Here is a 12,925-nt window from a genome sequence, read left to right as displayed (position 1 = left end):
TATTCTTTTTTAAAGTAATGCTTTCAGCTGTAATTTGCAAATTCCTCCAATTGCGGCAGGTACAAAAAAAGCCGGTATGCTCTGCCAGCAGCCCTTGGAAGGAATCTGCTGGCAATAGTTTCGGCATACTCGGCGTGTCTATCGCACGATTTATTCGTAGTTGATCGTAAGGGATTGTGCCGCTTGTTTAGCTAACTCACGCGCCTTTATGCAGTCGTCAGCAGAGCTGAGGGCAACAGCCATGCGGCGGCCCGGTTTCGTAACCGGTTTGCCAAACACACGAATCTGCGTATTCGGTACACTCAGCGCTTGCTCAAGACCGCCGATTTGGAATTGCTCCGAATCGCGATCTGCTTTGAGCGTATACGATGCACCAGGCGTCAGTAGACGGATGGATGGAATCGGGAACCCCAGAATCGCTCTTGCGTGAAGCGCAAATTCGGAGAGATCCTGCGTAACCATCGTAACCATGCCCGTGTCATGCGGACGAGGTGAAACCTCGCTGAACAGTACGCCATCCTTCGTTAGGAACAGCTCGACGCCGTAGATGCCGTAGCCGCCAAGCTCCTCGGTTACTGCACGCGCAATAGCTTCGGCTTCTTCGATTTGTTGAGCCGACATCTCATGCGGCTGCCAGGACTCGATGTAATCGCCGTCCTTCTGTACATGTCCGATCGGCGCGCAGAACGACGTGCCCGATGCCGAACGAACCGTTAACAGCGTAATCTCCGATTCAAAATGGATAAATCCTTCGACGATGACACGCGTTTTCTTCGCGCGTCCGCCTTCCATTGCATAGTTCCAGCAAGCTTCAGCATCCCCTTCTGTTTTGCAGACGCTTTGCCCTTTGCCGGATGAGCTCATAATCGGTTTAATGACGCAAGGCGTACCCAATTCTGCAACAGCAGCTTTAAGCTCGTCCAGCGTATCCGCGAAGCGATATGGCGCTGTAGGCAGACTCAGTGTTTCCGCTGCCAAACGACGAATGCCTTCGCGATCCATCGTCAGAAGCGCTGCGCGTGCGGTAGGGATAACGCGGTAGCCTTCCTTCTCCAGCTCCACCAGAGCGGAAGTCGCGATCGCTTCAATCTCCGGTACGAGCAGATCCGGCTTCTCCTTCTCAATCAATGCGCGAAGTGCTGCGGGATCCAGCATATCGATGACATAAGAACGATGAGCTACCTGCATCGCAGGAGCGTTCTCATAACGATCGACAGCGATCGTTTCTACGCCAAGGCGCTGTGCTTCGATGATTACTTCTTTGCCAAGCTCGCCTGAACCGAGCAGCATAATTTTACGAGCCGTAGATGAAAGCGGTGATCCATACATATAGAAAAAGAACCTCCTGGAAGAAATGTTTTCTTCCATTGTGGAGGTTCTTTGGCGAAAAATCAAGAATTATGCCGATAAAAAACGATACTGTGCTTCAATCAAACCATTATAAGTGCCTTTGTGACGAATTAGTTCGTCATGGCTGCCTTGCTCTACGATTTGACCATGATCCAGAACGACGATACGGTCCGCATTACGAATCGTGGATAAACGATGCGCTACGATGAAGGAAGTACGGCCTTGCAATAGTTTCTTGAGCGCCTCTTGAATTTTGAGCTCGGTCTCGGTATCAATGCTTGCAGTCGCTTCATCCAGAATCAAGACGCGTGGATCTGCCAGCAATGCTCTGGCAAAGGACAGCAGCTGGCGTTGTCCCATCGATAGGCTGTTACCGCGCTCTTGCACTTCCGTGTCATAACCATCAGGCAAACTCATGATGAAATCATGAGCATCGACGGCCGTAGCAGCTTTCACAATTTCATCGTCAGTGGCGTTCAAGCGGCCGAAACGGATATTCTCGCGAATCGTACCGGAGAAAATAAACGTATCCTGCAGCACGACCCCAACCTGCGAACGCAAGCTCTCAATACTGACGCCCCGAATATCGATGCCATCGACTCGTACGGCGCCTTGCACCGGATCATAGAAGCGGCAGAGCAGGTTCATTATTGTACTCTTGCCTGATCCTGTATGTCCGACAAGCGCGATCGTTTGTCCGGCTGTTACGTCGAGTGAGATGCCCCGAAGCGCAGGACGGCCTTTCTCGTATTCGAAGATAATGTTGTCGAATGACACATCTCCGCGGATACGTGGCAAAGCGCCTGCGTTCTCTTCCTCGCCGACGGTTGGCTTCTCGTCGATAAACTCGAAGATCCGCTCTGAGGATGCCATGGCGATCAGCAGCTGTGCGTACATTTGACCCAGCCTGTTAATCGGCTCCCAGAAGTTGCCGACGTAGTTGGCAAAACCAACCAGCACCCCGACCGTAATCGCACCGACTTGAATGAGATGCGAGCCATACCAGAAGAGAATCAGCGTACCGATCGCGGATGTGACTTCGATAATCGGACCGAATGCTTGGTTAAGAGCAGAAGCTCTGTTCCAGGCTTTAATATTCGTGTTATTGATGTTCGTGAAGAAGCTGAAATTGGATTTCTCCTGCGTATACGCTTGTGTTACGCGCATGCCTTGAATACTTTCGTTCAAATGCGCATTGATTCGCGACTGCTTCATCCGTACATCCTGCCAAGCGAAACGAATCCGTTTGCGCAGCGCCGTGGAAACAACGAACATGAGCGGTACCGTAATCATGATGGCAATGCCTAGCTTGAAGTTCCATGCCAGCAAAATGATGACGATCCCGACGAGCTGCACGCAATCCATCAACAAGTTGACTACGCCGTTCGTAAACAAATCCTGCAGCGCATTTACGTCATTCGTAATACGCACGAGAACGGAGCCTGCCGGGCGTTTATCGAAGAAACGAAATGAAAGCTTCTGAATGTGTTTAAAGAGATCTTCACGCAAATCATAAATGACTTGCTGGCCGATTACATTCGTATACTTAATCCGGTACGTGTTAGCTGCCCATTGAATAATATAGAGGGTCAGCATCATCCCCGCGTACATGTAGAGCTTGCTGAGACTTGGATCCCCACCGTCCTTCGGCTGGATCGCTTCATCGATCGCCATGATGATGATCGCGGGAATGGCCAGACGTGTGAGCGTCCCAAGCACCATCATGACGATAATGACAGGCAATAATTGTTTCCGATACGGTTTCATATAAGAGAACAAACGGGTAATTTGAGACCAGTTGAACGGTTTCTCGATCGCATCGTCGTCCTTGTAGATGAAACGCTCATGACTGCCTCGCGGCTGCCCTTTCTGTTGCTGCTGCTCCTCACTCACTGTGCGACCCTTCTTTCTGCTGCTAATTCGACTGTGGCGGTACTGGGACGGTCTGCATATTGGATGTTATACGTGTCCTGATACGGGCCGGCCTCAGCGACTAATTGCTCATGCTGCCCGCGCTGTACCACATGACCATTGTCGAAAACCAGAATTTCATCCGCATGACGGAGAGAAGAAATTCGATGTGCAATAATAAAGGTTGTTCTACCCGCCATCAGCTCGCTGAAGCCGGCTTGAATTTCATGTTCGGTTTCCATGTCTACGGCGCTTGTAGCATCGTCGAGAATGAGTATACGCGGGTTCTTGATCAGCGCCCGAGCAATGGCAATCCTCTGTTTCTGACCGCCTGAGAGTCCCATGCCGCGCTCACCGACGATCGTGTCATACCCTTCGGGAAGCTCCATGATGAAATCATGCGCTTTTGCCAGCTTCGCGGCTTCAATGATTTGATCCATCGTGACATCTTTAATCGCGTATGCGATGTTGTCGCGTATCGAGCAAGAGAAGAGGAACGTCTCTTGAAATACGGTCGCGATTTGGGAACGAAGGCTTTCAATGGAAATGTTGCGAATATCTTCGCCATCGAGCGTAATGGAGCCCATCTTAATGTTATAAGCACGCATGAGCAGCTGAATGACCGTTGACTTACCGGAACCCGTTCCGCCGAGCATCCCAATGACCATGCCCGGTTTCGCATCAATGTTCACCTGGGTCAACGCAGGTGCTTTATCCGCATAATTAAATGTCACGTTATGAAATTGCACGTGACCTTCGATTTTGCTCTCGTCCAAGATTGTCGGAGATTCGGCATCTTTCACATGTACATACTCGTTGAGCAGCTCCAGCAACCGTTCACCGGAAGCTTTGGACTGCGTGTAGTTATTGATCAGGAAGCCCATAGCCCACATCGGGTTGATGATATACCAGAGCATACTGAAGAAGGCAACCATCTCACCGAGCGTAATCGAACCCCGGATAACGAGCGTACCGCCGGCAACAAGCAGAATAACGGCACATACGCTTGCAAGCAGCTCCATGACAGGGAAGAACTTTCCCCACAAGCCGGATGCGGCAATTTGGTTTTGTTTGTAAGCCGCACTGCGTGTCGAGAATTTATCCATTTCGAACGATTCGCGGGCAAATGATTTAACGGTACGAACACCTGTGATGTTCTCTTGAACCGCAGTTGTCAAATGGCTCATGGCTTGGCGCATTTCTCTAAATGCCGGATGAATGACTTTCTCGAATCGGAGTGCCACAATGACCAGAACAGGCATGGTCACAAGCGTGATCAGCGTGAGCTGCCAGTGAATGGAGAACATCATCGCAGCGCCGAAGATAATCATGAGAAACATGTTGAAAATTTGCGCAAAACCGAATGCGATGAAATTTCGAACCGCTTCCAAATCTGCGGTCAGCCTCGACATCAAGTCGCCGGTTTTGGCTGTGTCGTAATACTGAAACGACAGCGATTGCAATTTCGTGTAGCAGGCATTACGAAGTCTGAAAGCGACGCGGTTTCCCAGGCGACCGCCGAAGAGTCCGTGTAGAAACTGAAGACCACCCTTTAAGGTAACGACCCCGACGACAGCGAGCGATAATGCTGGCACCCACTCAAATGTTTTGGGAACGATGACTTTGTCGATCAGCACTCGAAGTAAATTAGGATAAACCAATCCGAGCGCGGTAGCGCAGATCAAGAAGGCGATCGAAGCAAACAAATTTCTGCGTTCGACCCAGTAATACGGTTTAAGTTGCCTGAAGACGTCCAATGGGTAACCCACTCCCTGTTGCAATTTTATGAACCTTTTTATGAATATGAATGAATATTAACAGCATGAGTTCCGTACGGCAAACAGAGTGCTGGGGCATATAGTTGACAATATTCGCTTCCTCTTCCATCTCGGGTAAAGTTTGGGGGGTATTCTCCGATATCGTCGTAAATCATTGCCAACATGCGCATATTGCTCCGTTTTTGCACATTTGCCTCTGTTTTTGCATGATTTCATTTTCACAAAATAAAGAAGCTTATCCGCCTCAAATCGAGCGCTGGATAAGCTTCTTTTCTTCTTGCAATGGATTTAAATGGCAACCAATGCAGTATGAACACTGCGCAGTTCTTCTACGTCTGCATGATCAGACAAGGAGGCGAGCTTCCCTTCGCTGAAGGCATCCAAGTCCTTGCGGAGTGTATCCGCACCATGCACCATCACTTGATTCCAAAGTTCTGTGTAGCGGATGCTCCACGCTTCTTCAGCAGCCTGCAGCCAGCGCTGCATCGGCGCCGTCAGCTGGGTTTCCAGTTCGCTGCGCAGCGCAGCTTTGCCATCGCCTTCGAAGAAATAACGCGGTGACTTGAACTTGCTCCAGAGCAGCTTCGCATCGATTTCCTTCGCTTGCCACGGAGGCTGCGCCTCCGGGCTCTCCGGCTGCACCGGTTTGAAGTCGGACGCTTCGAAGCCTTGAAGCTGTGCGCCGGCTTCTGCGGCAACCTCCGTGAACTTCTTCACAGCGAGTTTGCCCAGCATGTTATCCAGACGAAGCGAAGTAGCTTCAAGCTCCTGTGCAAGCTCGATCTGCAGCAAACGCTGCAGCTCCAGCCAGGATGTCCACATCGCTTTACGCAGATCACGTCCATCGTCTTGCAGAGACGATGGATTGAACGCGAAGTTATAATGGTCGCCGAAACGGAGCTGCACACGCTGCAGCACGTAGAAGAGCAGCTCCTTCAGCTCTTGCTGCAGCTTCGCGTTCGCCTGGGGTTCGTTCAGTTCATCAACAACGCTGCGAGCACGCGCTGTATGCGCGATAATATCAGCCTTTGCCTGTTCGCGGCTAAGCGCATCTCCGGATGCCGCTTCGAGCCAGTTCGCAATCGTGCTGCGGGCACGAGCAAGCTCTTGCTCCGCCGCCGTAACGGCCAAGGCGCCGAGATCGCCGCTCGTAAAGCTTAAGAAAGAGGCTTCAAACGCGCCAATGCCGGACTGTTCTATTAGTGCCTGATTGTTCGTGCGTTTCCCATCCAGAGCCTGAAGGCTGGAGACCGGGAACATGCGCGGGAATCGAATACCGTGCTGCTGCAGGTTCCGTTCCACATGCGCAAGAACGCCGTCTCGCTCCTCTTCGTCCGCCGCCAGATCGGCTGCATTGACGATGAAGAACATTTTATCGAGCTCGAATTGATCCTTCACGCGGCCAAGCTGCAGCAGAAACTGACGATCGGCCTGCGAGAAAGCATGATTATAATAGGTGACAAACAGAATCGCGTCCGCGTTCTTAATATAATTGAAGGCTACGCCTGTATGCCTTGCATTGACCGAGTCCGCTCCCGGCGTATCCACAAGCACAATGCCTTGCGCCGTCAACGGATTGCTGTGATGCAGCTCGATTTCGCTGACAAAACAGGACCGCGACTCTTCGGCGACATACAGCTGGAATTCCTCGCCGCTTACAGCCAAACGCTGGCCTAAGTGAGCCTCATGGGCAGCCCAGCCTTTGGCAGCAGCTTTCAAGAAGCTGTAATGCGGGCGTCCGCCGGCATGTACGGCATCCGGAGTTAGTTTATGAATGGTTTGCAGCAGCGCATCGTCGCTTAGCGATTGTGCGTCTTCACCCAGTAAGTTAAGCGAATAACGCAAATCGTCCATCATCGCTTCGCGCGACTTCATCAGCACCGTAGCCGTACCGTGCGGATGCTCCGCGGTTGGCGGCACGATGCGGTTGACCGCAGCCGTCGTCGGATTCGGCGACACGGGCAGCACTGCCTCGCCGAGCAGGGCGTTGGCGAGCGAGGATTTGCCCGCGCTGAACGCACCGAACAGCGCGATCGTGAACCGGCTGCTGCGAAGGCGCTCCGCCTTCTCGCGCATGCCGTGCACGGCCTGGGCGAGCGACGCATGCGGCGCCAGCAGAGCGGCTGCTTTGCTCAGCCGCTCCGCTGCTTGGCGCTGCGGCGCGAGCGCGTCTTGGGAAGCGCCGGGATGTGCCGGCGCTTCCGGGGTTGCGCTGCCTGCGGCAGCGTGCCCTGCGGCTGCTGCCGCAGGCGCGGGCGCGCCGCTGCCGGCGCTAGGCGCAGCCGGCGGCGCCGGCACGGCGCCGGGGGCGCTGTGCGCCCCGCTGCCGAGCGCAGCCGGCTTCGGCAGCGCCGGGCGCGGCGGCGCCGGCGGCAGCAGCGCCGCCAGCCGCGCGAGATGCGCGGCCGCGCGCGCCTGCAGCGCGGCCAGCTGCGCTAGCGCGCCGGCTTGCAGCGCGAGCGCGCTAAGCCGCGCGCGCAGCGGCGCAGCGGCCGCTTCGCCCGCCGCTGCTGCGCGGTCGCTGAGCGCGTCGATGAGAGGCATCGCGCTCTTGCGGAACAACCCCTTCGCAGCCGCTGCAAGCTCGCGGCTGTATGTCATCGTATACTCGTTCCCCATGACAGCCCCTGGGTTTACGAGGGAGATCAACAGATCAGGCGTTAATAACCCGCCGAACGTATCCTTCAACTGCTTCTCGAGGGCCTCATCCCGCCAGCCCAAACGATCTGCCGTCCGTCTCAGCAGATCGATGACATGCCATTCGATGCCGGCCTGCACGAGGTCAGCCAAATCATTGAAGAAGGCTTGAAGCCGGCGCTCTTGCTCAGCAGCAGTCTTCGCACCGGCGAACAGAAGCCCGGCTTTAAACCCGGTCTTGCGGCTCTCCAGAAAGGATTGCGCCAGATCCCGCGTTGCCGCCGGCGTAATATTCGCATTATCGAGGATGCTTTGCACATCCAGACGCGTCTTCACCCGCAAGCTCTCAGCCTCAGCCGCATGAACGCGCAGCTGCTCCTCAAGTCCGGCGATCTCCTCACGAACTCGCTCTGCTTCCCCTTCGCCTCCTGCTTCATCAAGCAGACGTTCACGCTCAGGCTCGGCCAACTCATCCATCGCTTTCCCATGCATCCGAACGACATAACGAGCGGACGCATCTACGCTGCATAGTGCCAGCGGCACCCGAATATCGGCAAGCGATTCGAACAATCCTTCGAGCGCAGCCCACTCTGAATGCCGATGATTCGGCTCACGCAACGACAAATAGACGATCCCGCTCGGTTCCAAATGCCAGTTCCCGAACGCCTCGTCAACACTTTGTTTATACGCTTCAAAAGTTAGTTCGCTCTCGCGATGCTTATCGATTTGATTCACGATCAAATATAACGGCTTGCCCCACTCCTTGAGTTGTTTGGCAAACGTGAAATTGATTTCGGATTGCACGTGATTGTAGTCCATTACATAAAAAACGACGTCCGCCAAATGAAGCGCCGATTCGGTCGCCATCCGGTGCGCGTCGTCAGTGGAATCAATACCCGGGGTGTCAAGCAGCACAGTATGCGTGCCCAGACGCGGGATCGGATAGGACAAGGAAATCGACAATACGGTTTCGCCGTCTTTGCAGTACTCATTGACTTCGTTTACAGGCACCTCTATCGTTTGCTCTTGCCCGTTCACCAGCTTCTTAATGGTCGCTTTCGCTTCCCCGTTCACAATGCTGACGACATTCGCGCTCGTCGGTATCGGACTTGACGGCAGTAATTGCGTGCCGCAAAGCCGATTGACGAGAGTAGATTTCCCCGCTGAGAAATGTCCGCAGAAGGCTACGGTCAACTTACCGTTCCCCAGCTTATCCCGCAGTTCAAGCAGCCGCGCTGCGTCTTGCGCATCCCCGGCGGCTGCCATGATCGGCGATATTTCTGCAAGCGAGGTGTCCAGCGAATGAGCAGCTTTTTCAATCGTTTGGCTCATTTCTCTCTCTCCCTGTTTCCTACTCGTTCAAACGAACTTGAACGTACGAGATGTTATACCAATTGTACTTCAGGCACACAAATCTCAAAAACTTCACCATGCTGAAGAATCGTAATGTTGCGTTCTTTCTCCTTCATGACAACACACTCAGGCTTAACTCTCATACGTTCAATATATTGATCCGGTACGTCGCCTGCTCCGCTTACTGTCACGCCTTCAATGATAATTTCTTCGTTTTCTTGCGGTGGGGACTCCATGATTTGCTCATAGATATCAGAGAATAAAGCGAAGTCTTTCGTGTATACGGAAATGCATTTCATGTGGAATCATCCTTATCCATTATGTTTTGGGTGAAACGTCTTATTACTTAGCCTTTCGGTTTAGAGCAGGTTTCATACGCTGTTTGCCTTCTTTGCATTCATCTAGCATCGGACAAACCGGACAATTCGGATTCTGAGCCTTGCAATGGTATCGCCCGAAGAAAATCAATCGATGATGCGTCTCGGTCCACAATGCTCGCGGAACCAGCTTCATCAATTTCTTCTCGACTTCAAGCACGCTATCATCAGCCTTGGCAAAACCAAGCCTCTTGGATACACGCTCCACATGCGTATCCACTGCAATTGCCGGTACCCCAAATGCATTGGATACCACGACATTTGCGGTTTTTCGGCCTACGCCAGGCAATTTCGTCAGTTCCTCATGCTGCTGCGGTATTTCTCCGCCATAGTCATCTAAGAGCATCCGGCATAGTTTCTGGATAAACAAAGCCTTGTTGCGAAACAGTCCAATCCGCCGGATGTCGTGCTCAAGCTCATCCAATGGAACAGCCAAATAATCAGCCGGTGTCTGATACTTTTGGAACAAATCCGCCGTTACTTTGTTGACTGTTTCATCCGTGCACTGCGCAGACAACAGAACTGCGATCGTTAGTTCGAACGGATTGCGGTGATGGAGCTCGCAATGTGCGTCAGGGAACATCTCACCGACCACACCCAAAAAATGATCCATTTTCTCTTTCGCCTTCAACCGATCTCTCACTCCTAATTGAACCATCGATTCAAAGTGTAGCGAATATTGTCGCATTAATCAACCGCAAATGACCCTTAAATGACTGAATTTGTGCAGGATTTCACAGAATTGCAAAATAAAAATGTCCCGGCAGATTTCACCGGGACATCTGTCATTCATGCCGTGCTTACACCTTCGCGATTTCGACCAATACGTTCTGGTAGAAATACAGCAGAAGCGCATCGCCGTCTTTCAATAGAGCGATCGAAATTTGCTGGTCGCCTTGGGTAATTTTCGTAGACGACGTTACGGTATACGTGTTCAGCTCTGTAAGAGTAGCTCGCTTAACAGATAGCTCGCCAGTAGCAGCGTTATACTTCCAGAACTTCTTGCTAATACCGCTGTTTACCGTAACGACGACGCGGTCTTTAGCATCCTTCTTCACTTCAACGCGGTCTCCGATTTGAAGAACTGCAGACGAGCTGCCTGTCAGTCCGTTCTTCACAACGGTATAAGAATCGCCTAGCGTTACGCTAGAAACAACTCCGGTATTATCAACGATCGTCATGGAACCCGTATTTACTCCCGTAAGCTTGCCATAGGTGACTTTAACAAGTTTAAACGAAACGGGACTCGAGCCGACATATTGAACATTGCCGGTTTGACCTGACTTCAGATCAGCCAGTGTGACCTTATCGCCGCGTTCATTGTAAAACTCCATCGCAGACGCATTCAAATCCAGGATTGAACCGTCTGTTGTTTTCACCTTCAAACGTTTGCCTGCAACCTCAGCCGCGAATACGCTCGTTTGCAAGGACGTATGCACCTGCAGCGTGATCACTTTATCTTGATTCGCATTTAACAGTCCTGTAACGGTATCGCCTACTTTGACATCTGCAATCGTAGAAGATGTTTTACCTGCTATTTCAATGGAATTCGGCAGCTCCAGCGGCAATGTGATGATAGCTCCGTTGCTCTGCGTGATCGAAACTTGGCTTGTATTAATGGCTGTCACGGTTCCGCTGTATTTGTATACGAATTGAATGAGGACAGCTTTATTATCGGTTACTCCGATCGTCAACTTCCTGTTCTTGGCCAGAAGCGATCCTGCAGCACTAACAGCAACAGTTGATCCATTTAGATCGATCCTTGTTTTATCCGTCAAGTAAACCGACATCGGATTACCGTCTTTATCTTTAAAATCCAAGATCCTCGTGTCCGTTTCATAGTTTCGAACCGTTGCGCCAATCATCAACGTTACATTACGATTTACTACTTTAATCGCAACAACCTGATCGTTCGAATTCAGCGAGATATCCAGGATATCCCCTTTAACGAGGTCAGCAATGGTAGTACCCGTCAGACCATCGATGGTTACATCGACCAGAATGGATACGAACTTCGCTTCCAAGGCGCTTTGCGCAGTTCCGGCATTTTTGACATACTGGATCGTCTTGCCGTCACTGCTCGCAGAATAGAATTCTCCACGAATTAGCTTAGCCGACGTTTGTGTAATCGTGATTTTGGTCACCAACGAATTCTTTACTTCGTACGAAATCGCATCGCCAACGCGAAGCTGAGACAATCCGCCGTCCAAAATCTGTCCCTGCCAGATTACATCCACTTGAGGCGAGACATTAAATTTGTACTCAGTTCCGGTTACACTGTCTTTCACAGTTACAGCTGACGCAGCCGTATCAACCGCGCTGATTGTACCTTGCGCATTATTGTTAATCGGTGCCGATTGCACTTTAATGGAGAGCGCTTGTGGTTTCGTTCTGTATGTATCGCGCGTAATCTCCACTTCGCTGTCTTTCGCAAGTGCGCTCGGTTTAATGACTGCACCGGCTCCATCTGTCACAACGGTTGCGCTGTTATACGTGATGGCAACGGGCTCATCATTGATCCATACCCAGATCTTACTATCGTTAACCAGGACGCGATCCACGGTCCCTTTAAGCTTCTCTACCTGCTTAGCGGCATCAAGCTGCTCGACGTAAAGTGCTTTATTCCCGCTCGAGATCACGAGCAGTTTCGTATTTGCTTCAAGATCCGCCACCTTTGAAGGTTTCTCGGAATCGAAGCGGTACACGTAAGTATCAGGCGTCATCTCAATCGCCGATTCTTTGTCATTCTGAAAGAGATGAACCGAAGTTGCATCTATGCTAGTCATCACAGCGGTTTGCTGACCCGTGTAAGTAACCGGGAATTGCGTTTCTGCTCTGCTGAAGATGGTAGCAATTGACGCGCGAGTAATGAACCCTTTGGGATCAAAACGATCTGCTGTAATCCCTTTGATCAACTGCAAGGATACGGCAGCATTCACATAACCCTTGTAACCCGCCCCTACCTTGCTTCCATCGGAGAAGCTAATCGTATCATTCGCAAGCGCCTCGGCTTCCTTCTGCTTGCCAATCGCTTTCACGATCAGTTTCGTAATCCATTCACGCGTTGCTTTCTGTGTTCCCCACGCAGAGCTGGGATTCGCTTCTGCAAGTTCGAATTCTGCCTTTTGGTCTAGCAAACCTTCTTGAAAAGCAAGAATGATATAGGGTTTAAAATAAGTGCTGACCTCAAACGTATCCGGGAAGACGATGGCATCATCCACCTTAACCTCTTGCTCTTTACCGATAAAACGGATGGCAAGTGCGATCGCTTCCTGCTGCGACACGTTATCAGCCGGTTTGAAAGCCCCGTTCGTTCCTTTGACGATCCCTTGTGTGGCGAGCTTAGCAATATGCTTCTCTGCCCAGTGGCCGGCAGGTACATCGCTGAACCTTGAAGTCGAAGCTGTGTCCGCATACGCTAACGAACCGCCTACTGCAGAAAACCCTGTAAGTACTGAGAAAACCAACATCGATGAAACCACTTTAACCCATTTCTTCTGCTGCGGCATATTCTGTGAG

7 protein-coding genes are annotated in these 12,925 nt (G+C 51.7%); all 7 read right to left on the bottom strand.

All coding sequences use genetic code 11. The features are described from left to right. Positions 1-150: 150 nt before the first annotated feature. The 7 genes from purT to AC0YN4_RS00385 all read right to left on the bottom strand — a co-directional run bounded on the left by purT (position 151) and on the right by AC0YN4_RS00385 (position 12,915). Positions 151-1,329, bottom strand: a complete 1,179-nt coding sequence (gene purT, locus AC0YN4_RS00415; protein WP_475834831.1) for a formate-dependent phosphoribosylglycinamide formyltransferase — start codon at positions 1,327-1,329, stop codon at positions 151-153. 69 nt (positions 1,330-1,398) lie between these two features. Next, the gene (locus AC0YN4_RS00410) at positions 1,399-3,243 is read right to left on the bottom strand and encodes an ABC transporter ATP-binding protein (RefSeq protein WP_475834830.1); all 1,845 of its coding nucleotides are present in this window, start codon (positions 3,241-3,243) and stop codon (positions 1,399-1,401) included. Further along, entirely contained in the window at positions 3,240-5,018 is a 1,779-nt protein-coding gene (locus tag AC0YN4_RS00405) for an ABC transporter ATP-binding protein (RefSeq protein ID WP_475780510.1), read from the bottom strand. The genes AC0YN4_RS00410 and AC0YN4_RS00405 overlap by 4 nt, the downstream gene beginning before the upstream one ends. Before the next feature lie 309 nt (positions 5,019-5,327). After that, entirely contained in the window at positions 5,328-9,008 is a 3,681-nt protein-coding gene (locus tag AC0YN4_RS00400; RefSeq protein WP_475834829.1) for a dynamin family protein, read from the bottom strand. Positions 9,009-9,061: 53 nt separating this feature from the next. Further along, positions 9,062-9,328: an NAD/NADP transhydrogenase alpha subunit gene (locus AC0YN4_RS00395; protein ID WP_475780508.1), complete on the bottom strand. Its 267-nt coding sequence runs from the start codon at positions 9,326-9,328 to the stop codon at positions 9,062-9,064. Positions 9,329-9,371: 43 nt separating this feature from the next. After that, positions 9,372-10,019 (bottom strand): endonuclease III, encoded by a 648-nt coding sequence (gene nth / locus AC0YN4_RS00390; protein WP_475780507.1) that lies wholly within the window; start codon positions 10,017-10,019, stop codon positions 9,372-9,374. A gap of 187 nt (positions 10,020-10,206) precedes the next feature. Then, entirely contained in the window at positions 10,207-12,915 is a 2,709-nt protein-coding gene (locus tag AC0YN4_RS00385) for an S-layer homology domain-containing protein (RefSeq protein ID WP_475780506.1), read from the bottom strand. Positions 12,916-12,925: the final 10 nt, after the last annotated feature.

Source organism: Paenibacillus sp. J22R3, from assembly GCF_056269305.1.
Note: the sequence above shows the minus strand (reverse complement) of the source record. Positions and strands in the feature narration are given on the sequence as shown.

Excerpts from the sequence above, each read along its gene's own strand:
- AC0YN4_RS00400 (WP_475834829.1), bottom strand. The coding sequence starts at position 9,008 with ATGAGCCAAACGATTGAAAAAGCTGCTCATTCGCTGGACACCTCGCTT.
- AC0YN4_RS00385 (WP_475780506.1), bottom strand. The coding sequence starts at position 12,915 with ATGCCGCAGCAGAAGAAATGGGTTAAAGTGGTTTCATCGATGTTGGTT.
- purT (WP_475834831.1), bottom strand. The coding sequence starts at position 1,329 with ATGTATGGATCACCGCTTTCATCTACGGCTCGTAAAATTATGCTGCTC.
- nth (WP_475780507.1), bottom strand. The coding sequence starts at position 10,019 with ATGGATCATTTTTTGGGTGTGGTCGGTGAGATGTTCCCTGACGCACAT.
- AC0YN4_RS00395 (WP_475780508.1), bottom strand. The coding sequence starts at position 9,328 with ATGAAATGCATTTCCGTATACACGAAAGACTTCGCTTTATTCTCTGAT.